The organism is Alcaligenes faecalis (genome assembly GCF_005311025.1).
GTDB classification, from domain to species: Bacteria; Pseudomonadota; Gammaproteobacteria; order Burkholderiales; family Burkholderiaceae_B; genus Alcaligenes; species Alcaligenes phenolicus.
The window spans coordinates 247,719-272,812 of the sequence record NZ_CP031747.1 but is presented as its reverse complement, the minus strand read 5'-3'; the positions used below and the strand labels follow the sequence as shown (position 1 = coordinate 272,812).

At 57.4% G+C, this 25,094-nt stretch carries 21 protein-coding genes; 9 read left to right on the top strand and 12 right to left on the bottom strand.

The genetic code is table 11. The annotated features are described in order from the left end of the window. Positions 1–14: 14 nt before the first annotated feature. Both D0C27_RS01260 and D0C27_RS01255 read left to right on the top strand, forming a co-directional pair. Positions 15–1,217 carry a benzoate/H(+) symporter BenE family transporter gene (locus D0C27_RS01260; protein WP_052159431.1) on the top strand — a complete coding sequence of 401 codons (1,203 nt, stop codon included), beginning with the start codon at positions 15–17 and terminating at the stop codon, positions 1,215–1,217. Positions 1,218–1,337: 120 nt separating this feature from the next. Further along, entirely contained in the window at positions 1,338–1,526 is a 189-nt protein-coding gene (locus D0C27_RS01255) for a DUF3008 family protein (RefSeq protein ID WP_009458869.1), read from the top strand. Here D0C27_RS01255 and D0C27_RS01250 read toward each other — a convergent pair whose 3' ends face one another. Both D0C27_RS01250 and D0C27_RS01245 read right to left on the bottom strand, forming a co-directional pair. After that, complete coding sequence (locus D0C27_RS01250) at positions 1,527–2,285, bottom strand: LamB/YcsF family protein (protein ID WP_060185234.1); 759 nt, start codon at positions 2,283–2,285, stop codon at positions 1,527–1,529. After that, positions 2,282–3,223: a LysR family transcriptional regulator gene (locus D0C27_RS01245; RefSeq protein WP_021446486.1), complete on the bottom strand. Its 942-nt coding sequence runs from the start codon at positions 3,221–3,223 to the stop codon at positions 2,282–2,284. The genes D0C27_RS01250 and D0C27_RS01245 overlap by 4 nt, the downstream gene beginning before the upstream one ends. Before the next feature lie 143 nt (positions 3,224–3,366). Between D0C27_RS01245 and xdhA the strand changes: the two genes are divergently transcribed. The 7 genes from xdhA to D0C27_RS01210 all read left to right on the top strand — a co-directional run bounded on the left by xdhA (position 3,367) and on the right by D0C27_RS01210 (position 13,038). After that, entirely contained in the window at positions 3,367–4,860 is a 1,494-nt protein-coding gene (gene xdhA / locus D0C27_RS01240; RefSeq protein ID WP_137430232.1) for a xanthine dehydrogenase small subunit, read from the top strand. Beyond that, positions 4,860–7,187, top strand: a complete 2,328-nt coding sequence (gene xdhB / locus D0C27_RS01235) for a xanthine dehydrogenase molybdopterin binding subunit (RefSeq protein WP_083053374.1) — start codon at positions 4,860–4,862, stop codon at positions 7,185–7,187. Before xdhA ends, xdhB begins: the two co-directional genes overlap by 1 nt. Continuing rightward, complete coding sequence (gene xdhC, locus D0C27_RS01230) at positions 7,184–8,152, top strand: xanthine dehydrogenase accessory protein XdhC (RefSeq protein WP_052159430.1); 969 nt, start codon at positions 7,184–7,186, stop codon at positions 8,150–8,152. Before xdhB ends, xdhC begins: the two co-directional genes overlap by 4 nt. A gap of 24 nt (positions 8,153–8,176) precedes the next feature. Continuing rightward, the gene (gene guaD / locus D0C27_RS01225) at positions 8,177–9,502 is read left to right on the top strand and encodes a guanine deaminase (protein ID WP_035272290.1); all 1,326 of its coding nucleotides are present in this window, start codon (positions 8,177–8,179) and stop codon (positions 9,500–9,502) included. Positions 9,503–9,694: 192 nt separating this feature from the next. Beyond that, positions 9,695–10,996, top strand: coding sequence for a methyltransferase family protein (locus D0C27_RS01220; protein ID WP_137430231.1), 1,302 nt, complete (start codon positions 9,695–9,697; stop codon positions 10,994–10,996). Between the two features lie 59 nt (positions 10,997–11,055). After that, the gene (locus D0C27_RS01215) at positions 11,056–11,730 is read left to right on the top strand and encodes a response regulator transcription factor (RefSeq protein ID WP_026483479.1); all 675 of its coding nucleotides are present in this window, start codon (positions 11,056–11,058) and stop codon (positions 11,728–11,730) included. A gap of 3 nt (positions 11,731–11,733) precedes the next feature. Continuing rightward, positions 11,734–13,038: a sensor histidine kinase gene (locus D0C27_RS01210; RefSeq protein WP_137430230.1), complete on the top strand. Its 1,305-nt coding sequence runs from the start codon at positions 11,734–11,736 to the stop codon at positions 13,036–13,038. A 214-nt stretch (positions 13,039–13,252) separates the two neighbouring features. Here D0C27_RS01210 and rpoD read toward each other — a convergent pair whose 3' ends face one another. The 10 genes from rpoD to hfq form a co-directional block, all read right to left on the bottom strand. Next, positions 13,253–15,475: an RNA polymerase sigma factor RpoD gene (rpoD, locus tag D0C27_RS01205; protein ID WP_021446482.1), complete on the bottom strand. Its 2,223-nt coding sequence runs from the start codon at positions 15,473–15,475 to the stop codon at positions 13,253–13,255. A 259-nt stretch (positions 15,476–15,734) separates the two neighbouring features. Next, positions 15,735–17,741, bottom strand: a complete 2,007-nt coding sequence (dnaG, locus tag D0C27_RS01200; RefSeq protein ID WP_035272287.1) for a DNA primase — start codon at positions 17,739–17,741, stop codon at positions 15,735–15,737. Then, the gene (rpsU, locus tag D0C27_RS01195) at positions 17,738–17,950 is read right to left on the bottom strand and encodes a 30S ribosomal protein S21 (RefSeq protein WP_003799344.1); all 213 of its coding nucleotides are present in this window, start codon (positions 17,948–17,950) and stop codon (positions 17,738–17,740) included. The genes dnaG and rpsU overlap by 4 nt, the downstream gene beginning before the upstream one ends. A gap of 122 nt (positions 17,951–18,072) precedes the next feature. After that, complete coding sequence (locus D0C27_RS01190) at positions 18,073–18,618, bottom strand: phosphoribosyltransferase (protein WP_021446480.1); 546 nt, start codon at positions 18,616–18,618, stop codon at positions 18,073–18,075. A gap of 154 nt (positions 18,619–18,772) precedes the next feature. Further along, positions 18,773–20,068 (bottom strand): adenylosuccinate synthase, encoded by a 1,296-nt coding sequence (locus D0C27_RS01185; protein WP_009455867.1) that lies wholly within the window; start codon positions 20,066–20,068, stop codon positions 18,773–18,775. A 74-nt stretch (positions 20,069–20,142) separates the two neighbouring features. Beyond that, complete coding sequence (locus D0C27_RS01180) at positions 20,143–21,300, bottom strand: ATP phosphoribosyltransferase regulatory subunit (protein WP_009455869.1); 1,158 nt, start codon at positions 21,298–21,300, stop codon at positions 20,143–20,145. A gap of 170 nt (positions 21,301–21,470) precedes the next feature. Then, positions 21,471–22,358: a protease modulator HflC gene (hflC, locus tag D0C27_RS01175; RefSeq protein ID WP_021446479.1), complete on the bottom strand. Its 888-nt coding sequence runs from the start codon at positions 22,356–22,358 to the stop codon at positions 21,471–21,473. 9 nt (positions 22,359–22,367) lie between these two features. Continuing rightward, positions 22,368–23,684, bottom strand: a complete 1,317-nt coding sequence (gene hflK / locus D0C27_RS01170) for an FtsH protease activity modulator HflK (protein ID WP_026483484.1) — start codon at positions 23,682–23,684, stop codon at positions 22,368–22,370. After that, positions 23,668–24,756: a GTPase HflX gene (gene hflX / locus D0C27_RS01165; RefSeq protein ID WP_009455872.1), complete on the bottom strand. Its 1,089-nt coding sequence runs from the start codon at positions 24,754–24,756 to the stop codon at positions 23,668–23,670. Before hflX ends, hflK begins: the two co-directional genes overlap by 17 nt. Before the next feature lie 78 nt (positions 24,757–24,834). Then, a complete protein-coding gene (hfq, locus tag D0C27_RS01160; RefSeq protein ID WP_003799329.1) occupies positions 24,835–25,071 on the bottom strand; it encodes an RNA chaperone Hfq in 237 nt (78 codons plus the stop codon). Between the last annotated feature and the right edge of the window lie 23 nt (positions 25,072–25,094).

Genomic DNA, 25,094 nt, shown 5'->3' with positions numbered 1-25,094 from the left:
CACCACACGCATCCATGTCTTCCACACACCTGTCCCGCCCCGGATATCTGCAGCGCTTATTAAGTTGGTTCCAGATTTCTCACATGTCGGCGGGGCTGATTGCCGTGCTGGTGGGCTACACAAGTTCTGCTGCCATTGTTTTTCAGGCCGCTCAAGCGGCCGGTGCCAACACCGCCGAGCTGGGCTCCTGGATGTGGTCTTTGGGTATTGGTCTGGGCCTGCTGTCGGCAGGTCTGTCGCTGCGCTACAAGATTCCAATTCTGACTGCCTGGTCCACCCCCGGCGCTGCGCTGCTGGCCACAGGTCTGGTGGGCCTGCCCATGTCCCAGGCCGTGGGCATTTTCCTGTTTTCGTCCCTGCTGACCACCATTTGCGGTCTTAGCGGCAGCTTTCAGAAGTTGATGCAGTACATGCCGCGCAGCATTGCCGGCGCCATGCTGGGCGGCATCTTGCTGCGCTTTGGCCTGGATCTGTTCGGTGCCATGCAGACCCAATGGCTGCTGTGCCTGAGCATGTTCATTGTGTTTCTGGTGGTGCGCCAATGGTCGCCCCGCTACGCCGTGCCGCTGGCACTGGTGGCCGGTGTCACGATTGCTGCCATGCAAGGTTTGCTGAAAATGGAAATTCTGAGCTGGACACCCGCCACGCCGGTGCTGGTCTGGCCCGAGTTTTCCTGGACGGCGCTCATTGGTGTGGGCATTCCCTTTTTCATCGTCACCATGAGCTCGCAGAACATTCCGGGCGTGGCTGTATTGAAGGCGCATAACTACGATGCGCCCAACTCCACTGTCATTAGCTGGACCGGGATTGTGGGCCTGATCTTTGGCCCCTTCGGTGGCTACGCCTACAATCTGGCCGCCATTAGCGCCGCCCTGTGCATGACTCCCGAAGTGGATGCGGACCCGCGTCAGCGTTATCGCGCCAGTGTCTGGGCCGGGATTTTCTATTTTGCCGCCGGTATCTTTGGTGCCACCGTGGTCAGCCTGTTTGCCGCCTTCCCAACCGAACTGATTGCGGCCATTGCCGGTCTGGCCTTGCTGGGTACCATAGGCAATAGCATCCACATGGCGCTGGAAGCCCCAGACACCCGTGACGCCGCCCTGGTCACCTTTCTGACCACCGCGTCAGGCATGAGCCTGCTCAATATCGGCAGTGCCTTCTGGGGTCTGGTTTTTGGTATGGCTATGTACTTGATTCAGAAACGAAAAGTGTCCTGATCCGGCCATCCCCCCGGCGTCTGTTCAAGACGGCAAACAAGCCTCACATTTGCTTGCTTTGCCGTCTTTTTCATTTGGCACACTAAAGGCATGACCACTTTTCTTTAACGGAGGTGCTTCATGCCTGCTTTATCTCAAGCCCAACAAAAAGCTGCCGGTGCAGCCTTGTCCGCCAAACGCGGGGAAACTCCGGTAGCCAGTCTGAAAGGGGCATCGCTGGAAATGTACAACACCATGAGTACCAAGGAGCTGGAAGAACTGGCCAGCACCGATACCGCGCGCCGCAACCTGCCTGAACACAAGGAGTAATCAGACAGCCTGAACGCGCACGCCGCTTTGCTCGAAGGCTTGATGCAAACGCTGCGCAAATTCGGCCGCCCCCGCCTGATCCCCATGCAGACACAGGGTATCGGCTGACAAAGGCACCGTTTTACCTGACAGGCTGGTAACGGTGCCTTGCTCTATCATCTGCATCACTTGCTGCACGGACTGATCGGCGTCGGTAATCATGGCGCCGGCTTGCTGACGGGGTGTCAGACTGCCATCGTCCTGATAGCTACGGTCGGCAAACACCTCTTGTGCTACCGTCAGGCCCGCATCACGCCCGGCCTGCACCTGCACACTGCCTGCCAGCGCATACAGAATCAGGCTGCGATCAATATCGGCCACCGCTTGGGAAATGGCTTTTGCCAGTGCCGCATCGCGGGCGGCCATATTGTAAAGAGCGCCATGTGCCTTGACGTGATGCAGGGCGGCGCCCTGGGTGCGGGCAACGGCCGCCAAGGCCCCCACCTGAACCACTACCATGTCATAGACCTGCTCGGGGGTGACCGCCATCACCCGGCGGCCAAAGCCGGCCAGATCCGGCAGGCCGGGATGTGCGCCCAGCTTCACGCCATGCTTTAGGGCCAGGGCCACCGTCTGACGCATGGTGCCCGGATCTCCGGCATGAAAGCCACAGGCGATATTTACCGACGTCACCCACGGAATAACCTGCTCGTCATGGCCCATGACCCAGGGGCCAAAGCTCTCGCCCATGTCGCAATTCAAATCAATACTCAAGCTCATGGAGTTCCCTCTGATAATCCATCCAACCTGCCTGCGGCCTGGGCAATGCAACGCCTGAACCACAGCAGTTCTGCCGCATTATGCGTGCGCGGGTGCCACAGCTGATAAAAGCGCATCAGTGGAAAATGAACCGGACAAGGCAAAACCGTAATCGGCAGAATGCGGGCATAGTACTCGGCAAACTGGCGGTTCGTGGTGAACACCATGTCCGTGCGACTCAAAATCCCCGGAACCAGGCCGAAATACGGCACGACCATCTGTACGTGACGGCTGATGCCCTGCTCGGCCAGGCAACCGTCAATAAAGCCGCGCTTGTCCGTCACGTGGGCCGAAGGGGCCAGATGCGGCATGTCCAGATAGTGCTGCAAGGACAGGCCACGCTGCGCCAAGGGATGATGGCGGCCCAGCATACAGACCACCTCGTCATCAAACAGACGCGCCAGGTGCAGCTTTTCCGGAGGCTCCAGCCAGTTGCCGATCACCACGTCCAGTTCGCCCTCTTCCAGGGCCTGTACGTAATCCAGGTCCGGATTGATGGTATGGACCACCAGTCGGGCCTGCGGCGCCTGACGACGCACCCGCTCCGCAATATCCGGGATAAAAGCACCATCCAGATAGTCCGGTGCGCCCAGATTGAAAACGCGGGTAGACTGACTGGGATCCATGGGCTCTGCCGCGGCAGAAATTCGCTCGATAGCTTGCAAGGCTTCCGTGGCATGTGCCAGCAAAAAAGGACCGCGCTCGGTAGGCACCATTCCCTTTTTACCGCGCAGCAAAATCGGATCGCCCGTGATTTCGCGCAAGCGCCGCAAGGCATTGCTAACGGCTGGCTGGGACATGCCCAAGCGGATAGCCGTACGCGAGACGCTATGCTCCTTGAGCAGCGACTGCAATACCCGCAGCAAATGTAGATCTAGTTGTTCTCGTAATTTTGGCATGGTTTAAATAATACAAGCGCTGGCCCGCCTCGTTGATCGGTGTAGACACTCATACGCCTATATAGTGAACATCATTCCAAGCAAATGTTCGCATCCTAAGCAAATGCTATCTTCGATCCGTAAAAAACCAGTCGAGTGAGATCATGGAGACAAGACCAATTCGTTTTATTTATCGCGGCGAAGTACAGGAAGTGGCTCAGGCCCCAACCACGCGAACCGTTTTACAGTATATCCGTGAGGATCTGCACTGCACCGGCACCAAAGAAGGCTGTGCCGAGGGTGACTGCGGCGCCTGCACGGTCATGATTGGCGAACTGGACCAGAACAATCAACTGCAATTGCGTGCCGTAAACGCCTGTATCCAGCTGCTACCTACGCTGGACGGCAAGGTGCTCTACACCATTGAGGATCTGCGCCAGGACGATGGCACCCTGCACCCCGTGCAACAGGCCATGGTGGACTGGCACGGTGCCCAGTGCGGCTTTTGTACGCCTGGCTTCATCATGTCGCTGTGGGGCCTGTACATGACGCACTCGCCCGAAGACGGCCCGGTTTCCCGGGAACAGATCGACGATGTGCTCTCGGGCAATCTGTGCCGCTGTACCGGCTACCGCCCCATTATTGATGCGGCCAAGGCCATGCACAGCTATCCGGCTGTCAGCATGGATCGCCAATCCATTGAGGACAAGCTGCGTGCCATTCGTCAGGACGGCATGCTGGCCTATGAATACCAGGGCCAGACCTTCCACGCCCCCCGCACGCTGGACCAGTTGGCCCAGCTGCGTGAGCAATATCCGCAAGCCCGCATTCTGGCTGGCAGCACCGATATCGGCCTATGGGTGACCAAGCAATTCCGCGATTTGCCGCATCTGATCTATATCGGTCAGGTGGCCGAGCTGCGCGAACTGAAAACCACCGGGGACGATCTTTACATTGGTGCAGGCGTGCTGTTGAACGACGCTTTTGACGCCCTGATCAAAGACCACCCCGAATTGACAGAACTGCGCCAACGCTTTGCCTCCTTCCCTATCCGCAACGCCGGTACCCTGGGCGGCAACGTGGCCAACGGCTCGCCCATTGGCGACTCCATGCCCGCCCTGATTGCCATGCGTACCCGTGTGGTGCTGCGCAAAGGCGCAGTCGAGCGCGTGCTGCCTTTGGAAGATCTGTATCTGGCCTACCAGAAAACCGCCATGGAACCGGGCGAGTTCGTGCAAGGCCTGCTGGTCCCACGCAACAAGGGACAATGGCAATTCCGTACCTACAAGCTGTCCAAGCGTTTCGACCAGGACATTTCTGCCGTGTGCGCCGCCTTTGCGGTGGAACTGGACGGCAAGATCGTCAAACAGGCTCGCATCGCCTTTGGCGGTATGGCTGCCACCCCTAAACGCGCCAGCCACGCCGAGCAAGTGCTGCAAGGTCAGGAATGGAACGAGGAAAACGTACAAGCTGCCATGCAAGCGCTGCAACAGGACTACCAGGCCCTGAGCGATATGCGTGCTAGCAGCGAATACCGCAATCAAAGTGCGGCCAATTTGCTGTACCGCTTCTTCCTGGAAACCCACCCTGAAAACGCTTTGAGTCCCGCCCAGCTGAATGTCTTTCACCGAGCTCAAGCCAGCCTGGAGACTTTGTGATGAAAATTGACAATATCGACCACCTGAACACCGCCACGGCTCAACGAGTCGGCGTGTCCTTTCTGCACGAGTCGGCAGACCTGCACGTGAGCGGCACGGCCACATATACCGATGATTTGCCTGAATTGCAGGGCACGGCCCATATTGCGCTGGGCCTGTCGGAAAAAGCCCATGCCCGTTTGCTGGACGTGGATCTGGAAGCTGTGCGTCAAGCGCCCGGTGTCATTGCCGTCCTGACGGTTGCCGACATTCCCGCCGCAAATAATTGTGGCCCTATTCTGCATGACGACCCCATTCTGGCCGATGGCGTGGTGCATTACTTTGGCCAGCCCATTTTTGCGGTTATTGCGAAATCCCACGACCAGGCACGCCGTGCAGCGCGTCTGGGCAAGATCACCTATGAAGAGCTGCCTGCCATCTTGACTCCACAAGAAGCCAAGGCCGCGAATGCCGGTGTTCTGCCCCTGATGAGCCTGAAACAAGGCGACGCCAAAAAAGCACTGGAATCGGCTCCACACCGCCTGCAAGGCACCTTCCAGTGCAATGGTCAGGAGCAGTTTTATCTGGAAGGCCAGATTTCCTACGCCGTGCCCAAGGAATACGGCGCCGTGCATATCTGGTGCTCCACCCAGCACCCTTCGGAGATGCAGCAGCTGGTTGCTCACTGTCTGGGCGTTGGTGCACACAAGGTACACGTGGAATGCCGTCGCATGGGTGGTGGTTTCGGTGGCAAGGAATCTCAATCGGCCCTGTACGCCTGCGTGGCCAGTGTGGCCGCCGTCAAGCTGCAACGCCCGATCAAACTGCGCCTGGACCGCGACGACGACTTCATGATTACCGGCAAGCGTCACGGTTTCTACTATGAATACGATATTGGCTACGACGACGAAGGCCGCCTGCTGGGTGCCCGTCTGGACATGACGGCCAACTCGGGGTTTTCCGCCGACTTGTCCGGCCCCGTGGCAACCCGCGCCATCTGTCACTTTGACAATGCCTACTACCTGTCCGATGTAGACATGAGCGCCTTGTGTGGCCGCACCAATACCCAATCCAATACGGCCTTTCGAGGCTTTGGTGGTCCGCAAGGGGCCTTGGTCATGGAAGTGGCGCTGGACACGATTGCTCGCCGTCTGGGCAAAGATCCGCTGGATGTGCGCCGCATCAACTTCTACGGCAAAGAAGACCGTAATGTGACGCCTTACGACCAGACCGTGGTCGATAACGTCATTCACGAACTGGTGGCCGAGCTGGAGGAAACCAGCGAATACCGTCAGCGCCGTGAACACATCCGTGAATTCAATGCCAGCAGCCCGGTACTGAAAAAGGGTCTGGCACTGACCCCGGTGAAATTCGGTATTTCCTTTAACGTACCCGCCTTCAACCAGGCTGGTGCTCTGGTCCACGTCTACCGTGACGGCACGGTTTTGGTGAACCACGGTGGCACGGAAATGGGCCAGGGTTTGAACACCAAGGTCGCCCAGGTCGTTGCCCACGAGCTGGGCCTGAATCTGGAGCACATCCGGGTCACGGCCACCGATACCACCAAAGTGGCCAATACCTCGGCCACGGCGGCATCCACAGGTACGGACTTGAACGGTAAAGCCGCCCAGGATGCGGCCTACCAGATTCGCCAGCGTCTGACGACGGTAGCTGCCCAGCTCTTCTCGGTGGAAGAGTCCAGCGTGAAATTCGAGCGGGGTCAGGTCGAGATCGGCGGCCAGACCATGCCCTTCTTTCAACTGGTTGAGCACGCCTACCAGGCCCGCGTCCAGCTGTGGTCCGACGGCTTTTACGCCACCCCCGGCCTGCACTGGGACTCCAAAGTCATGAAGGGGAATCCCTTCTATTACTTCTCCTACGGGGCTGCCGTCGCTGAAGTGCTGATCGACACGCTGACCGGGGAATCTCGTCTTCTGCGTGCTGACGTGCTGCACGATGTGGGCAAATCCATCAATCCGGCCCTGGATATTGGCCAGGTTGAAGGCGCCTTTATTCAAGGCATGGGTTGGCTGACAACAGAAGAACTGGTGTGGAACGCTCAAGGCAAGCTCACCACGCATGCGCCGTCAACCTACAAGATCCCGGCCATCAGCGACTGCCCCATGGACTTCCGCGTCAATCTGTTCGATGGCCGCAACGCCATGGATTCGATTCACCGCTCCAAAGCCGTGGGCGAACCCCCTTTGCTGTTGCCATTCTGCGTCTTTAACGCGATTCGTGATGCCGTTGCCAGTGTAGGCAACTACCAGATCGAACCCGTGCTGAACGCACCTGCGACTGCGGAAGCCGTCATGCGGGCTGTTGCGGCTATTCGCAAAGCGAAATGAGTAGCTGGCCATCTCTTGCCCTCGCCCGTGTAAAAGCGGGCGAGCGGCTGGTTTTGTGCTCGGTGGCGCTGGCCAAAGGCTCCACCCCGCGCACCACGGGCACAGCCATGCTGTTCAGCCAAACTGAGCAGTGGTTAACCATTGGTGGCGGGCACCTGGAATGGGTAGCGGCAGAACAGGCCCGTGTCATGCTCAGCCAATCCTCCGGTCCCGGCTGGAGCATGAGCCGCCTGCCACTGGGTCCCAGCCTGGGTCAATGTTGCGGCGGGGTCGTGACCTTGCTGTACGAGACCTTGGGTACCGAGGATCTGAGCTGGCTGGAAGAGCTCGATAGCGCCGTGCGGGCCGGTCAGGCGACCAGCCGCCGTTCACAATTGCTGTCGGATGGCAGCAAGCAGGTTGATATCCACAGCCCTTCAATTGTGGACGAATCCCGGCTGGACTACGACGGCTCGCAAGGCGTCTGGATGGAGGACCTGCCGCCCCCGCCCCTGACCATTCTGCTATTTGGGGCCGGTCATGTGGGCGAGGCACTGGTGCAGATTCTGGGCACCCTGCCATGCCGGGTTCTGTGGATTGACGAACGCCCTGAACTGTTTCCCGCTCAGGTACCCAGCAATGTCAGCCTGGAAATTACCGACATCCCCGATGCGCTGATCGAACAAGCCCCGACCAATAGCTATTTTCTGGTGATGACGCATAATCACGGCCTCGATCTGGCTCTGTGCCAGAAGATCTTGCGCCGGCCCGATACGGCCTATGTGGGCCTGATCGGCTCCATGACCAAACGTCGTCAATTCGAGCGCCGCTTGCAACAACGCGGCATGCCCGAATCCCGTATTCAGGAACTGGTCTGCCCCATTGGCGTGCCAGGTATCAAGGGCAAGGCCCCCTCGATTATTGCCGTGGCTGTCGCCGCTGAATTGCTGGCCCACGCCTATGAAATGGGGCAACTCAGTCGCTGATGCGACCTCGACTTCAAGGACACTATGACTACCTCTTTACACTCCGCCTGCGCCTACCGTGCCCAACTGCTGTACTTTGTCGCGGACCCTGCCACATTGGAAGATCCTTCCGAAGCCGTGCGCTATCACAGTGACGGCCTGCTGCTGGTCAACGAACAAGGCCAGATTCAGGCCTGTGGCGACTGGGCCGAACTGTCGCAGAGCCTGCCTGCCGATACAAAGACCATGGATTTGAGCGGGAAAATCATCATGCCAGGCATGATCGACACCCACCTGCACTTCCCGCAAACCGACATTATTGCCTCCCCCTCCAGCGGCCTGTTGCCCTGGCTGGAAACCTATACCTTCCCAACTGAAGGGCGTTTTGGCGATAGCGAACACGCCCGCGAAGTGGCTGGCGTGTTTCTGGACGAACTGCTGCGCAACGGCACCACCACCGCCCTGGTCTACGGCAGTGTGCACCGTCAATCCGTGGATGCCTTCTTTGAGGAAAGCCACGAACGCAATCTGCGCATGATTGCGGGCAAGGTGATGATGGACCGCAACTGCCCAGACTATCTGCAAGATACTGCCGAGTCAGGCGCACGCGATTCGGAAGACCTCATCAAGCGCTGGCACGGCAAGGGCCGCCAACTGTACGCTCTGACACCCCGTTTTGCGCCCACCTCCACCCCGGAGCAATTAGCCGCCTGTGGTGAACTGGCCCGCGCCTATCCCGATGTGTTTCTGCAAACCCACGTGGCAGAAAACAAGGACGAAATCAAATGGGTAAGCGAGCTGTTCCCCAAGAACCGCAGCTATCTGGACGTGTACGACAGCTTTGGTCTGCTACGCCCCCGCGCCATCTACGGCCACAGTATCTGGCTGGACGAACAGGACCGCGCTCGCATGCACGATACCGGCAGTATCGCCGCCCACTGCCCCACCTCCAACCTGTTCCTGGCCTCTGGCTTGTTCGATTTCCAGTCCATTCGCCAAAGCAAGGTGCTGCACACCCTGGCCACCGATGTGGGCGGCGGGACGTCGTTCTCCATGCTGCGCACCATGAACGAGGCCCACAAAGTGGCCCGTCTGAACAACTACCATCTGACCGCCGCATCCATGTTCTACATGGCCACCGAAGGAGCCGCGCGGGCACTGGACATGCAGGGTCAAATCGGCACGTTGGCTCCTGGTGCCGAGGCGGACTTTATTGTGATGGACCCCAAGGCCACCCCCTTGATGGCCCGCCGCAGCACCATGCTGAACTCGCTGGAAGAGCAATTGTTCATGCTGGCCCTGCTGGGTGACGATCGCTGCATTCAAGCCAGCTACAGCGCAGGCCGCTGCGTGCATCAGCGCGATCACTAAACACAACTGAAGCCGGTTCCTGGCGGGCAACTCCAATCATTACAACCGCCGCCAGGGACTCTTTTCCGTCTACCCAAAAAATATCTGCACACGTTTTTTCGATTTAACGCGGATTTTACGGTGCCAACGATACATTGATCCCGTCAGTAGGAAGCCAGCCCCGGCTCCCCCTCTTCTTGGCGAGATTTGATTATGTCCGGCACATCAACCCTGGTGCAACGCAACTCCCTGTTCTACCTGCTGACGCAGGTTGTGGGAGTGACCTTTTTGTTTCTCTGGCTGGCCAGCCTGACCCAGGACTGGTCTCCGCTCAATCCCTTGTTGGCCTCCAGCCAGCAACCTGGCCATATGGCCCATGAAATGAAAGAGGCTCAAGGTCTGCTGACCGGCCTGATTGCCACCGCGGGTTTGTCCCTGGCTGCCTGGAAACTGCGCCAGCTGCGCGGACAAGAGGCCTTGCCAGGCAAACGCATCCTGTTGCTGGGCACCAGCCTGTTCCTGGCCGTGCCTTTGCTGATGCTGCTTCTGCAATACTCCGCCGCCTCCCCAAACCTGGAATCGCTGTATCACCAGATACCCGAGATCAAACCCTTGCTGGAAGTGGGCGCCATCGTCGCCGTGGGCGCTGGCTTGCTACACCTGTACTTTGCCGGTTGGGCCTTGAACCAGACCCGCCTGCGCTGGGGGGGCCTGCTGGCCGGTTTGATCTGCGCCTTTTTGTTGGGCTTGCTGGAAGCGGATCAAGAGCGTATCAATCTGACTCAAGTGTTTGCCTCACTGGCGCTTGTCTGGCTGCTGGGCAGCATCGCCTTTTACCCCTTGATTGTGAATCCCAAACGCTGGTCAGCTTCCCATAGCGAACGCGCCACGGTTGCAGAGGCCTGGGAACATCTGGCCAGCATTCAGGTACAACGTCGCCGCAGCCTGGGGGTGTTTGGTGGCCTGATGGTCGTGATTCTGCCTTTCTTCGCCTCCACCTGGGCGGTCGACTCGCTGGTCTTTCAATTCACCCGCATGGCCGGTCTGGGGCTGGTCCTGATTGCCGTCCTGGGCCGCTGCTGGTGCATGTTGTACCTGGGTGGTCATAAAGGCTCCAGCCTGATCAGCCAAGGCCCCTACTCCATCAGCCGCAACCCGCTGTATCTGTTTTCCCTGTGTGCCGTCACCGGCATGGGTGCACTGTCCGGCAGCCTGCTGCTTGGCCCCATACTCGCCTTGTTTGTCTACGCCGTCTTCAACAATGTGATCGACGAAGAACAGGTTCTGCTGCACAAAGTCTTTGGTCAGGATTATCAGGACTACTGCCAGCGCGTGCCCCGCCTGATCCCACGCCTGAGCCTCTGGAACAGCCCGAACGAACTGCAAGTGTCCCTGACAGGATTGGCCCGCACCTTACGCGATGCCTTGCCCTACTTCCTGATCTGGCCCGTCTTTGCCCTGGCACAGTGGTTGCAAATCAATGGCTGGGTACCCGTACTTCTGCGTCTACCCTGATCGTCCCCAAGTGCAGTAAGCTGCACAAGAACTGTCCCAACCCTGTGGAACAAGCTGTCATGCGTGTCCTGATTGTTGAAAACGATACGACCATTGCCGAAAATCTTTATACCTATCTGGAACTGAAAGGCTTTGCTGTGGATGCCGCCTACGACGGCAATGGTGCACTGACACTGCTGCAAGAACAGGATTTTGATGCATTGGTACTGGATCTGGGCTTGCCCGGTCTGGATGGTTTTGGTGTACTTCAGGCCCTGCGCCAGTCCAGTCAAACCCCCATCCCGACCTTGGTACTGACAGCCCGCAGCCAGCTGGAAAGCAAGCTCACGGCCTTTGACCTAGGGGCGGACGACTATCTGATCAAACCTTTTGCCCTGGCTGAAGTCGAAGCCCGGCTACGCGCTCTGATGCGTCGTGGCCCACCACAAGTGCAGCACGGCTCACTGCATTGGGGCCGTCTGGAATACAACCTGGATACGGCACTGGTCAGCGTCAGCGGTCAGGAACTGCACCTGAGCTTCAAAGCCCGCCAGTTACTGGAGGCCCTGTTACGCGACCCGCAAGCCATTCTGACACGCCGCTCCCTGGAAAAAACCCTGTGGCCCCAAGGCGCTCCGTCGCCAGAAGCCTTGCGCAGTCAAATCCATATCTTGCGCCGCGCCTTGTCCGAGGCTGGCGCAGGCACCATTGAAACCTTGCCCGGCATGGGCTGGCGTTTGCAACAGGAGAGCTAAGGGATGGCCAAAGCCCCGCGCCGCAGCCGCTTCATGAGCACCCTTACCCAGCGTGTATCCTGGGCCCTGACCCTGATTGCCGCCTTGCTGGTCATCATTATGGGGGGACTGGCCTATGTCGCCTTTGCGCGCATGGAAGACGAGATGGTCAACGCCATGCTGGTCTCCTACGCTCGCAACCCCACTCTTTTACCCGACAGCGCCTACGACCGCAGTGAAGCCCTGGGCGCAGAGCTGGACAGCTATTGGTTTTTGCCGGGCCAAACTCTGGACAACTTGCCCGAATTTGCCCGTGTTCCCGAACCGGGCATTTACGAATTTCATCTGGGTAGTGACACCTGGCACGTGCTGCGCCAGGACAAAGAGCAAGGCCAGCTGTATCTGGTGTATCGCGCCACCCCTCACGAAGACCGAGTACGCGAGTTTGGCCTGATTCTGCTCCTGATCGGTTCGGCCACGATTTTGCTGGTGTTTTTACTCGGGCGTCGAGTAGCCCGCCACGCTGTGGCTCCCATGCTGACCCTGTCCCGCCATCTGGAAAACTGGGCACCCGGCCGCTCCGGCCTGCCCGAACACCAGGATGATGAAGCTGGCCGGCTGATCCGAGCCTTTAATCGCATGCAGGAGCAAGTTGAGGAACTACTGACGCATGAACGCGAGTTCGCCGCCAATCTGGGCCACGAGCTGCGTACAGGGCTAACTGCCATACGCAGCGATTGCGAGCTTTTGCTGCTGCAACTGCCCGAAGGCCCGCAACAACAGCGCCTGCAACGCATGATGGTCCACGCCGATGCCGTCACCGCCAGCCTGGATGCCGCAGAAAGCCTGGCTTACACCGCAGAGCGCCATGTGCGCGAAGTCGAGGTCCACGAGCTGGCTCAACAGACCTGGCAGGCCGTCGCCCTGCTGGATGCGGATAGCCAGCAAGTACGTTGGAGCAATTTGGTGCCTGACCACTTGCTCTACACCTTGGACCCCTATGCCCTGTCCATGTTGCTGCGCATCCTGATGCGCAATGCCATCGACCACGCCGCTCCCTGCAAGCTGCAACTGAGCTGGATTGCCCCCTCAGTCCTGGCTTTGCAAGACGACGGCCCCGGCATTGCCAAACAAGATCAAATCCTGATCTTTGAGCGCCACTTCAGCCAGGGGAGACAACTGACGACAGGACTGCGTGAAGAAGGCCACAGAGGCATAGGCCTGGCACTGGCACGCCAACTGGCGCTGGCTCAAGGCTGGAGCTTGAGCGTGCAAAGTGGCCCAAATGGCCAAGGCTGTGTGTTCAAGCTGGATCTGGATCCATCCTGATATCCTGAAACGGCAAACTTATCTGCACGAACGGTGTCGCCAAGAGCACCAAAAACTCATTGCGACAGGCAAGACCAAAGACCTAGTAAGCTTTTCTCAACTGCAGCGCCTAACCCTTGAAAAGAGATTTTAAAAGGCTGGGCAATGAGCACAAAAAAACCCGGTCTTATTCAGACCGGGTTTTTTATCTTGCTCAAGCAGACTTGCTAAAGACTTACTGGCTTTCCAGGAAGCTCTTCAGTTTGTCGGCACGGCTAGGATGACGCAGCTTGCGCAAAGCCTTGGCTTCTATTTGACGAATACGCTCACGCGTAACGTCAAACTGCTTACCCACTTCTTCCAGAGTCTGGTCAGTGCTCATCTCGATACCAAAACGCATGCGCAGCACTTTGGCTTCGCGTGGCGTCAAGGAATCCAGGACATCTTTCACCACATCGCGCATGGAGCCGTGCAAAGCGGAATCCGATGGCGAAACGGTGTTGTTGTCCTCGATGAAATCGCCCAGGTGGGAATCGTCATCGTCACCGATAGGAGTTTCCATGGAGATAGGCTCTTTGGCGATCTTCAAGATCTTGCGAACCTTGTCTTCGGGCATGTCCATCTTCTGGGCCAGGGTTGCGGGATCGGGCTCAACGCCGGTTTCCTGCAGGATCTGACGATTGATACGGTTCATCTTGTTGATCGTCTCGATCATGTGAACCGGAATACGAATCGTGCGGGCCTGGTCAGCAATCGAACGCGTAATGGCCTGACGAATCCACCACGTGGCGTACGTGGAGAATTTGTAGCCGCGACGGTATTCGAACTTGTCCACTGCCTTCATCAAACCGATATTGCCTTCCTGAATCAGATCCAGGAACTGCAAGCCACGGTTGGTGTACTTCTTGGCAATGGAGATCACCAGACGCAAGTTGGCCTCGGTCATTTCGCGCTTGGCTTTACGTGCCTTGGCTTCGCCCGTGGTCATGCGTTTGTTGACTTCTTTCAAGTCCTTCAAAGGCAGCACAACGCTGGTTTGCAGGTCGATCAGCTTTTGCTGAACTTCCTGAATGGCAGGGATGTGGCGCTCCAGAATCGAGCTGTAAGGATGGCCTGCAGCCACCTCCTGCACCACCCAATCCAGATTGGTTTCGTTGCCGGGGAAAGCCTTGATGAAGTGTGCACGTGGCATATCAGCACGATCCACACAGATGTTCAGGATTTCACGCTCGTGCTGACGCACGATGGCAACCTGCTCACGCATGGTATCGGCCAGCTTCTCCACCATCTTGGCGGTAAAGCGAATGCCCATGAATTCATTCAGGATGGTTTCCTGAGCTTGCACATAGCCTGCGCTCTTGTAACCTTCGGACTCGAAGGAAACGCGCATCTTGTCAAACCATTCGCCAATAATGTCGAATTTCTTGAGCGACTTGTTGCGCAGGTATTCAATCTGCTTGCTGCTCATGCCGCCGGCTGGACCTTCGTCCTCGTCGTCAGCGGTGACACCGGAACCGGCGTATTCTTCACCATCATCGTCCACCAGACCGTCAACCACTTCGTCGATCTGCATGACGCCTTCGCGTACACGCTGAACGTAGGCCAGGATCTCGTTAACCGTGGTTGGGCACGCGGCAATCGCCATCACCATGTGCTTCAAGCCATCTTCGATACGCTTGGCGATTTCAATTTCGCCTTCGCGGGTCAGCAGTTCCACCGAACCCATTTCGCGCATGTACATACGCACAGGGTCAGTCGTGCGACCGAAGTCGGAGTCCACCGTGGTCAGAGCAGCTTCAGCTTCGTCCTCGACGTCGTCGTCGCTGGATGCCATGGGCGCGTTATCGCTCATGAGCAAGGTGTCAGCGTCGGGAGCCTGGTCGTAAACCGAAATACCCATGTCACTGAAGGTGCCGATAATGCCATCAATGGCTTCGACATCCACCAGATCATCGGGCAGGTGATCGTTGATTTCACTGTAGGTCAGGTAACCGCGGTCCTTACCCAGCTTGATCAGGGCTTTGAGACGATTGCGGCGGGCTTCCTGTTCTTCAGGGCTCAGTTGGCCACGGACACCGAATACATCTTTTTCGGCTTTGGCGCGCTTGGCACCACGCTTGGCCACCGGCTTGAGATCAGGAATGACCTCTTCTTCGCCCATTTCGTCGTCATCGACAAAGTCGATACCGTCGTTATTGGCATTCTTTGCAGGACGTCCACGGCGACCGCCGGTAGCGGCTTTAGCCGCTGTTTTCTTGGCAGCCGCTTTTTTGGCTACCGTTTTTTTAGCAGCCGCCTTTTTAGCTGCCTTTTTGGCAGGCGCTGCGCCTGGCTCTCCACTTTCGTGAAGCTCATCGAGCTCTACCGAGCTTGATGCCCCTGATTTTGCTGTCGCGGCCAAGGTTTTCTTAGCAGACCGAGAGACCGTCGTCGAGGTTTTACCAGTCGTTTGAGTCATATTTTCTTCCATAGACGCCATTTACCCCTGTGGCACTAAATATGTAGCCACCGAGTCGTACAGGCAAGAGCCTGATAATGAGCGTGTTCACAACCGGCTTGCTCCTGGGCGTGTTGCGCGAGCGAACCCTAAGTCATTTAATCCCTGGCTCATGGGCTCAAGGCATAAGGTGGTTCACAATCCGCTAACCCGCCGCATTTGCTCGCGTACCAGTTTTAACCCCCTGGCCGGCCACAAACACAACACATAACCCAATATTTTACTTCACTTGCCGAGTATAAGCAGCATTCAACAAAGCAATACGGCGTGTCAATTCTTGATAACGCTGACGCTGTTCGGGCTCTTGCAAGCCCGTGGCCACCAATGCCGACTGCTCTGCCTTGATCGCATCCAGTTCGATGCGATGCAGCGCATCACGCCATTCACCCTGCGGATCGGGCAATTCTTCTTCGCCCAAGAGCTCCGTGGCCAGCGCTTCGAGCACGGGGGCCAGGTCGGACTCGGGGTCCACGGCCTCCAGCAACGCACCTGCGTGACGCGCCGAGCTGATATTGCTTAAGGCAATCAGCTCTTGCACTAAACGTAAGTGGGGACTTTGCGCCAAAATTTCAAGTTGTTGATCGCCCAACCCTCCCACCAGGGTTGGATGCCCAATGAGCAAGCGCAGCAATCGCTTGGCCATCGGAGTCACGGCGCGGCTGCCACCCAGGACAGCGCGCTCTTGCCGTTGACGATTATTCTTGCCACCCTTGCCGCGACCTGATGCTGGCCGCTCCTGATATTGCTCCTGAGGCTGCCAATCGGGCTCGTCCTGCCAGCCATCCATAGGCAGGCTGTCAGCAAAGGAACCGTCAAAACCGTCTTCAAACGGTTCCATGCCATCTGAAGATGGTGCTGGCTGTGCCGGAACCGGTGGTCTGGCTACCAGACCATCCTGAGCCGGCGGCGTATCCACGGCAGGCCGGCGAACCGGCTCTACGGTACTCAGGCGCTGCGCCAGCTCGTCTGGCGTCAGCAGCACCATGCGAGCAAATTCATGCTGAATCTGCACCTTCAAGGTACTGTCAGCCAGTTCCAGCAACAAAGGCAAAGCCTCGTGCACGCAAGCCGCGCGGCCTTCGGCCTCGTCCATGCGATGGCGGGCTGCCAGCTCGTCCAGGAAGAAGCGCGACAAAGCTGCTGCTTCCTGGGCCTGCTCGCGAAACGCGGCAGCACCGTGCTCACGAACAAAAGAATCGGGGTCGTGGTTATCCGCCAGGAACATGAAGCGGATGGACACATCGTCACGTACCAGTGGCAAGCAGGTATTCAAAGCACGCCAGGCGGCCTTGCGCCCTGCCCCGTCACCATCAAAGCAAAACACCAGCCTGTCGCTGGCGCGCATCAATTTGGTGATGTGGTATTCGGTTGTCGCGGTGCCCAAGGTCGCTACGGCATTGTGCAAGCCATGTTGCGACAGCGCCACCACGTCCATATAACCTTCAACAATCAGGACAAAGCCTTCTTTGCGTATGCCCTGACGTCCTTCCCACAAGCCGTATAGCTCGTGTCCTTTGGAAAACAGCGTGGTTTCCGGCGAATTCAGGTACTTGGGTTCACCTTTTTCGATCAGACGGCCACCAAAGCCAATGATATGGCCCTTGGTACTGCGGATCGGAAACATGATGCGTGAACGGAAACGGTCGTAGCGACGACCATCTTCGGACTCGATCACCAAGCCGGACTCAACCAGCTGCTTGTCTTCGTACTGCGGAAATACAGCCGATAAGCCGCGTCGCTCCGTACCTGTCCAGCCCAAACCGAAACGGGCAGCCGTCTCCCCATCCAGGCCACGACGTTTTAGATAATCGATAGCAATGGGTGACTGTTTTAGCTGACGTAGGTAGTGCCCCTGTGCCGTTTCAAGAATATGATGCTGACGCGACAACTCGTCTTTACGACGCGCATCGGCAGCACGTTGGCGTGGGGTGCGATCTGCTTCGGGCACAGTCATTCCGACGGAACCAGCTAAGCTGCGTACCGCCTCGGGGAATGAAGCCCCTGTATGTTCCATCAGGAACGAGATAGCCGATCCGTGAGCGCCACAACCGAAGCAATGGTAAAACTGCTTGGTGGGACTGACTGTAAATGAAGGGGATTTTTCGTTGTGAAAAGGGCACAGGCCAAGCAAGTTGGCCCCGCCTTTACGCAACTGCACGTACCGCCCGACGACATCTACGACATCGACACGGGCGAGCAGTTCCTGAACAAAAGATTCAGGGATCAATACAAGCGTGGAGGCAGTTGCTGGCTGCGGATGCGTTTGTAGTGACGCTTCACGGCGGCAGCGTGCTTGCGCTTGCGCTCAGCCGTTGGCTTTTCGTAGAATTCGCGCGAACGCAGCTCGGTCAACAGACCGGTTTTTTCAATAGTGCGTTTGAAGCGGCGCAGAGCAACTTCAAAGGGTTCGTTTTCTTTCAGGCGAACAATGGACATGTAATCCCTGACCTTTGTAAAAAGAGTTAGCGTAACAGATAGCCCAATATGGTAGCACGATTGCTGGCATACACCAAGCAAGGCGCAATTAGGCTATCCACCAATTATCTGAATGCCAGCGATCAAGCCTGGCCGGTACCCTTACGGATCCAGGCGTCCAGCTGATGAGGGCGAATGCTATCGTAGTCCTCAAAAGGCTGATGAATCCAGGGATTTGTGGGCAACTTGGACACGTAGTAGTCTGGGTCGACCTGGGCGTGGCCTTTCCACCACAAAACGGCGGTTTTCAGCTCGGTGATCGCGGGAAACTGTGCACGCAGGTGATCACGTACACGCATAAAAGTCTTGCCCGTATCGACCATATCATCGACCAGCAGCACATTGCCATCCAGGGTGCCACGGGTAATGGTGATGTATTGCGCAATATCCAGATCACCCTGTTCGGTACCGGCGGCTTCGCGATAGCTGCTGGTGGCCAAAATACCCAGGGGTACATCATAGATGCGCGAAATAACGTCTCCCACTCTCATACCGCCTCGGGCCAGGCAAACAATTTTGTCGAATTTCCAGCCTGATTCGTGAATGCTCAGGGCCAATTGTTCAATCAGGCGATTGTATTGTTCCCAGGAAACCCATTCATCAGTATCGCTATTTGGGGGCAGACTCATATGTATTCCAGATATAAATGCACTAGCTGCGCTTTGGTACCTGCAAAACAAGAGTCTGGTAGGCCAACGCAGCGTCCAGAACGACAAAGCGGCCCTTCAGGCCGCTCTGTACGCACCGTACAACGGTGCAAGGCATTATACCGCGATAAATCGCTTATTTGGTAAACGGATCGCGCAATACGATGGTTTCGTTGCGATCTGGCCCTGTGGAAACCATGTCGATAGGTACATCGCACAGTTCAGCAATGCGTTCCAGGTAACGACGAGCGTTGATAGGCAACTTGTCGTAGTCGGTCACGCCCACAGTGGACTCGGTCCAGCCGGGCATTTCTTCCAGAACGGGCTCGGCTTCGGCAACCGCGTGTGCGCCGTAGGGCAGGACGTCCAGGAACTCGCCCTTGTAGCGGTAACCCACACCAATCTTGATTTGCTCAACGCCGTCCAGCACGTCCAGCTTGGTAATGCACAGACCGGAAATACCGTTAATCATGACCGAACGCTTCATGGCCGCCGCATCAAACCAGCCGCAACGACGTGGACGACCGGTAACGGAACCGAATTCCTTGCCAACCGTAGCCAGACGCATGCCGGTGTCATCCAGCAACTCGGTCGGGAATGGACCCGAACCCACGCGAGTGGTGTAGGACTTGGCGATACCGAGCACGTAGCTCAATTCCTGAGGACCCACACCCGAACCTGCGGAAGCGGCACCGGACAAGCAGTTGCTGCTGGTCACGAAGGGGTATGTACCGTGGTCAATATCCAACAATGCACCCTGGGCACCTTCAAACAGGAGTTTCTGCCCTGCTTTCTTGGCCTGGTACAGGTTGTTGGATACATCAGCGACCATAGGAGCCAGCTGTTCAGCGTGCTTCATGGCCAGGTCGCGAACCTGTTCAGCGGAAACAGCTTCAGCGCCCAGGTACTGGGTCAGCACGAAGTTGTGGTAATCCAACGCTTCGGACAATTTTTCGTCAAAGATTTCGGGATCGTACAGGTCCTGAACACGCAGGGCACGGCGTGCCACCTTGTCTTCGTAAGCAGGGCCGATACCGCGACCGGTCGTACCGATCTTGCCGTCGCCTTTACGCTTTTCACGAGCCTGGTCCACGGCGATGTGGTAGGGCAAAATCAGCGGGCAAGCGGGCGAGATCTGCAGGCGCGAACGCACGTCCAGACCGGCAGCTTCCAGCTCGGCGATTTCAGTCAAGAGGGCCTCAGGCGACAGCACCACGCCATTGCCAATGTAGCAAGTGACGTGCTCGTGCATGATGCCCGACGGAATCAAACGCAGAATGGTTTTCTTGCCATTAATCCACAATGTATGGCCAGCGTTATGCCCACCCTGGAAACGAACCACGCCATGCGCGGACTCGGCCAGCCAGTCGACGATCTTGCCTTTGCCTTCGTCACCCCACTGGGTGCCAATCACCACAAGGTTTTTGCTCATGTCTAGTATCAGAATAAAGGAGGCCGGCACGGTGCCGGACCAATAACAATCACCAACGCTACAAGCCGCCTGGCTTACAGCGCCCTAACTTGCCACTGACCGTCCAACGAGACCAGCTCGCGATCGATCACGAATTCATCCAGATTCAGCTCCTGACCGGGCAGCATCTGAATCACAATTTCACCGTTTTGACGCAGCTGCTTGACCGCTGCCGTCAGGGCCGCATCACTCCCCCAGGGAGCACGTACTGCACGGGCTGCCTGAGCCGGTGCCAAGCCAGCCGAGAGCTTGCGCAAATCCAGGCTGAAGCCGGTTGCAGGACGAGCACGACCATACATGCGGCCAATACCGTCAAAGCGTCCGCCCTTGACCAAGGCATCGTGCCAGCCTTCGGCGTACACCGAAAAGATCAGGCCCGAATGGTAGGCATAACCGCTGCCGATGTCGGCCAGGTCCACCGTAATTTCGTGGCCAGGCAAGGCATCAATGAAGCTGCGCAGGCTACCCAGAGCTTCGCGCACTTCCGGTTCGTCCGGCAGAACACTGCGGGCACGCTCCAGTACGCTGCCATCGCCATACAGCGAGGTCAAAGCCAGCAGATAGCGGGTGGTTTCAGGCAGACAGCCCGACTCACGACCCAGGGCGCGCAGGCCCGACACATCTTTGGCGTTCAGAAGCTCACACACTTCTGCCACGCGGGTTTTCAAAATAGGATCGCGCTCGATCAGGAAGCGCCCCAGATCGGGGTAGTTCAAGTCCAGGCGAGGATGATGAACCCCTGCCCGACCCACGCTTTCCAGCGCCAGTTGCACCACTTCCAGATCGGACTCAATACCGGCATGGCCGAAAATTTCCGCGCCAATCTGCAGCAATTCACGATCCGACAACAAACCAGCCGGACGGGCATGCAAGACCGAACCACAGTAGCAAAGCCGAGTGACGCCTTCGCGGTTAAGCAAGTGAGCGTCGATACGTGCCACCTGGGGGGTCATGTCGGCGCGTACGCCCATGGTACGACCCGAGATTTGATCGACGACTTTGCTGGTACGCAGATTCAGATCTGTGCCAGAAACCGCTTGCAGGGATTCCAGATACTCCACCAAAGGTGGAGCTACCAGTTCGAACCCGTAAGTACGATACAAGTCTAGCAAATCGCGGCGCAGTTCTTCGATGCGGCGCGCCTCTGCAGGCAAGATATCAGCCAGGCTCTCTGGCAACAACCAATTGGACATACTCGTGCCTCGGACTACTTATAAACGAAAGTTCCAGCCAAACAAAAAGCGACTTGGGGCCTGTAAGCCGCCCAAGTCGCATGCGAAGTGGTGTTAGTAACTTACACGCTAGTATAAACGATCAGGGCCGCGGGTGGAACACCCAGCGGCCCTAAGTTCTCTAGCGGGGATCAGTTCGCAGGTGCTGCGGGTGATCCTTGCTTGCCCCAATACTTGAAGAAATCAGAGTCAGGGCTGATGACCAGTGTGTCGGTCTGTTTGCTGAAAGCACTGCGGTAGGCTTCCAGGCTGCGGTAGAAACGATAGAACTCGGGGTTCTTGCCATAACTATCGGAGTAAATGGCAGCGGCTTCACCATCACCCTGACCACGGATGGCCTGAGCTTGGGCATACGCGTCGGCCAGCAACTCTTCACGCTGACGTTCGGCTTCGGCACGGATACGCTCACTTTCAGCAGCACCGGTTGCACGCAAACGGTTGGCTTCTTGTGTACGTTCGGCTTCCATACGACGGTATACCGATTCCGAAATCTCGGGAGCGAAATCAATACGACGCAAACGCACGTCAATCACTTCCACACCCAAAGGACGGGCACGGGCCTCAACGGCCGTCAGCACTTCACGCATGATGGCATCACGCTCGGTGGAAACCACTTCTTTCACCGTGCGCACGTTCACCGAAGCGTTCAGGGCGTCACGAATCTGGGCTTGCAAACGCTCGACAGCACCACGATCCGTTGCACCAAACGTCACGTAAAACAGGCGTGGATCGGAAATGCGCCATTTGACGTAGGAGTCGATCAGCAGGTTTTTCTTTTCAGCCGTCTGAATACGCTCGGGATCCTTGGTTTCAATCGTCTGCAGACGCTTGTCCAGGAACACCACATTTTCAAAGGGTGGCGGCAGTTTGAAGTACAGGCCGGGGGTAGTGATGGTACCGCGCACTTCACCCAGGGCAAAAACCAGAGCCGCATCGCGCTCACGCACGATAAATACGGAAGACAGCAGCAAACCGACAATTACCGCCAGGGCCACCAGAGCAGGAAATAAACGTTGCATCAAGCTCTCCTAGCGTGCGTATGGGGAATAAGGACTGACCAAAGAGCCCAGCGAGGTATCCAGACCGGCTGGATTGGCTGGCGCAGGCGCTTTGGGTGCCGCAGCCGGAGCTGGACGGCTGACCTGTCCTTGCGAAGCGGCCGAAGCGACAGGAGCGGACGGCTCCATATCCGTACGGCTACCCACCTGACGCACGATCTTGTCCAAAGGCAGATAGATCATGTTGTTATCACTACGGGTATCAACCAGTACCTTGCTGGTGCTCTCCAGGATTTCCTGAATTGTGGACAGGTACAGACGATCCCGCGTTACACCCGGAGCCTTCACGTACTCGGCCTCGACGCTACCAAAACGGGCGGTATCACCCTTGGCATCACCGATCACACGAGCCTTGTAACCCTCAGACTCCTGCATCATGCGAGCCACTTGACCAGCGGCTTCGGGCAACACCTTGTTGGCGTAGGCCTGACCTTCGTTGATCTGACGCTCGCGGTCCTGACCGGCCTTGACGGCATCGTCAAAGGCGGCCTGAACCTGCTCGGGCGGCTGCACGTTCTGGATAGCTACGGTGCTGATCTGAATGCCGGTACGGTAGCGGTCCAGAATGGACTGGGCCAACTGCTGCACGTCCGATGCAATCTGGGTACGGCCGGAGTACAGCACGGAGTCCATGGGCTGCTTGCCCACGACTTCACGCATGGCGGTTTCAGCCGCCTGACGTACCGACTCATCCGGATTATTGGTGTTGAACAGGTAGTCCGGTGCGCCTGTAGGCAGCAAACGGTACTGAACCACATACTGCATGTCGACGATGTTCTCGTCGGTTGTCAGCATCAACGATTCAGGCAGGACTTTATTGCGTGCACTGCCGCGGTAGCCCACTTCAAAGGTACGCAACTGCGAAATATTCACAGTCTGGTGATCTTCGATGGGAGCGGGCCAACGCCACTGCAAACCGGGATTCAGAGTTTTCGTGTACTCGCCAAAACGGGTAACCACGGCAACCTGACCTTCCTGCACGATGGTAAAGCCACTGGCCATCCACAGGCCGACCGCGACCACACCGCCGATGATCAGCAGCTTGGGCGAGCCTTTGGGGATGGATGGGCCATTACCGCTACCCGGAGGCATGCCACCGGGAGGGGAGCGACGTCCCTTTTTGCCGAATAAAGATCCCAAGCGACTGTTGAAGTCACGCCATACCTCGTCGAGGTCAGGCGGGCCATCTTGTTTCTCGGGGCGGCGAGGTGGCTCGGAACCGTTTTTGCCACTGTCTCGTCCCCAACCGGGATCATTGAGATTGAATATTTTATTGTTCAGACGCATTGTTTTCCGCGAAATGACCTGATTCGACGATTGCTGTACGCAAGCCATCCAATCCGATGCGCTCTAAAGCGCTAACAAAGACTCGGGCAATAGTACCATGTTCATCCCGCTCTACCCGTGGCTCATAGCCGGCTTGGTCAATTTTGTTATAGACCAGAATGCGAGGTATTTCATGGGCCCCGATGTCCTCCAGAACCTTATGAACTTCAGCGATTTGTTCATCGCGTTGAGGGTTGGCCGCATCGACCACATGCAGCAATACGTCTGCATGGACGGTCTCTTCCAAAGTGGCCCGGAAAGCGGCAATCAAGGTCGGTGGCAATTCACGAATGAAGCCCACCGTATCCGAAATTACGACCTGCCCTGCCCCTTCAATCCAGATACGACGCGTGGTGGTATCCAAGGTAGCAAATAACTGGTCAGCTGCGTAGGCGTCCGCTCGGGTCAAGGCGTTAAATAGCGTGGATTTTCCCGTGTTGGTGTAGCCCACCAGAGACACCGACAAGGTGCCGCTACGAGAACGAGCACGGCGTTGGGTGCTGCGCTGGCGTTGCACCTTGGCCAGGCGCTCACGCAAGGTACGGACCTTGTCGCCAATCATCCGGCGATCCATTTCCAGCTGCGATTCACCTGGACCGCGCATACCGATACCGCCCTTTTGGCGCTCCAAGTGCGTCCACATCCGGGTCAATCGGGAAGTCAGGTGCTGCAGCTGGGCCAGTTCCACCTGTAATTTACCTTCGTGACTTTGCGCACGCAGGGCAAAAATATCCAGAATCAGGGCAACCCGGTCAACCACACGCAGCTCCAGCTTGCGCTCCAGATTACGCTGCTGGGCCGGGCTCAAGGCATGATCAAACAGCACGACTTCGGCGCCAGTTGCCTTGGCCAGGGCGACGGCCTCTTCCAGCTTGCCCGTACCGATGTAGTAGGCAGAATCTGGACGGGACCGACGCACGACCATCAATTCCATAATCTGGGCGCCCGCCCCTTCAGCCAGCATGACGAATTCTTCAGCATGGGCCTTGTAGTCCAGCTCGCCCATATCCACACTAATTACCAGTGCCTTCAACGCTTGCTCCAGAAACAAAGACCCGCCCGCGGGCACCGCGAGACGGGTCTTTCAGAGTACAAAGAACTGGGTGAGGATTTATTCAGCCTGCTCATCCGCAGCCAAAGTAACGGGGCGTGCAGGAACGACGGTAGAGATCGCGTGCTTATACACCATTTGAGTGACTGTATTGCGCAGCAGTACGACATACTGATCGAAGGACTCGATCTGACCTTGCAGCTTGATGCCGTTGACCAGGTAGATCGACACAGGGATATGCTCCTTGCGCAGCGCGTTCAAAAACGGGTCTTGTAGAATTTGCCCTTTATTGCTCATTGGTGAGGCTCCGGTTATGTTGT

Coding starts and splice junctions, on each gene's coding strand:
- hflK (WP_026483484.1), bottom strand. CDS start 23,684: ATGCGTCTGAACAATAAAATATTCAATCTCAATGATCCCGGTTGGGGA.
- D0C27_RS01250 (WP_060185234.1), bottom strand. CDS start 2,285: ATGAGCTTGAGTATTGATTTGAATTGCGACATGGGCGAGAGCTTTGGC.
- xdhA (WP_137430232.1), top strand. CDS start 3,367: ATGGAGACAAGACCAATTCGTTTTATTTATCGCGGCGAAGTACAGGAA.
- D0C27_RS01190 (WP_021446480.1), bottom strand. CDS start 18,618: ATGAGTCTGCCCCCAAATAGCGATACTGATGAATGGGTTTCCTGGGAA.
- D0C27_RS01220 (WP_137430231.1), top strand. CDS start 9,695: ATGTCCGGCACATCAACCCTGGTGCAACGCAACTCCCTGTTCTACCTG.
- D0C27_RS01215 (WP_026483479.1), top strand. CDS start 11,056: ATGCGTGTCCTGATTGTTGAAAACGATACGACCATTGCCGAAAATCTT.
- D0C27_RS01185 (WP_009455867.1), bottom strand. CDS start 20,068: ATGAGCAAAAACCTTGTGGTGATTGGCACCCAGTGGGGTGACGAAGGC.
- xdhB (WP_083053374.1), top strand. CDS start 4,860: ATGAAAATTGACAATATCGACCACCTGAACACCGCCACGGCTCAACGA.
- D0C27_RS01245 (WP_021446486.1), bottom strand. CDS start 3,223: ATGCCAAAATTACGAGAACAACTAGATCTACATTTGCTGCGGGTATTG.
- hfq (WP_003799329.1), bottom strand. CDS start 25,071: ATGAGCAATAAAGGGCAAATTCTACAAGACCCGTTTTTGAACGCGCTG.
- xdhC (WP_052159430.1), top strand. CDS start 7,184: ATGAGTAGCTGGCCATCTCTTGCCCTCGCCCGTGTAAAAGCGGGCGAG.
- rpoD (WP_021446482.1), bottom strand. CDS start 15,475: ATGACTCAAACGACTGGTAAAACCTCGACGACGGTCTCTCGGTCTGCT.
- D0C27_RS01255 (WP_009458869.1), top strand. CDS start 1,338: ATGCCTGCTTTATCTCAAGCCCAACAAAAAGCTGCCGGTGCAGCCTTG.
- D0C27_RS01260 (WP_052159431.1), top strand. CDS start 15: ATGTCTTCCACACACCTGTCCCGCCCCGGATATCTGCAGCGCTTATTA.
- D0C27_RS01180 (WP_009455869.1), bottom strand. CDS start 21,300: ATGTCCAATTGGTTGTTGCCAGAGAGCCTGGCTGATATCTTGCCTGCA.
- rpsU (WP_003799344.1), bottom strand. CDS start 17,950: ATGTCCATTGTTCGCCTGAAAGAAAACGAACCCTTTGAAGTTGCTCTG.
- hflC (WP_021446479.1), bottom strand. CDS start 22,358: ATGCAACGTTTATTTCCTGCTCTGGTGGCCCTGGCGGTAATTGTCGGT.
- guaD (WP_035272290.1), top strand. CDS start 8,177: ATGACTACCTCTTTACACTCCGCCTGCGCCTACCGTGCCCAACTGCTG.
- D0C27_RS01210 (WP_137430230.1), top strand. CDS start 11,734: ATGGCCAAAGCCCCGCGCCGCAGCCGCTTCATGAGCACCCTTACCCAG.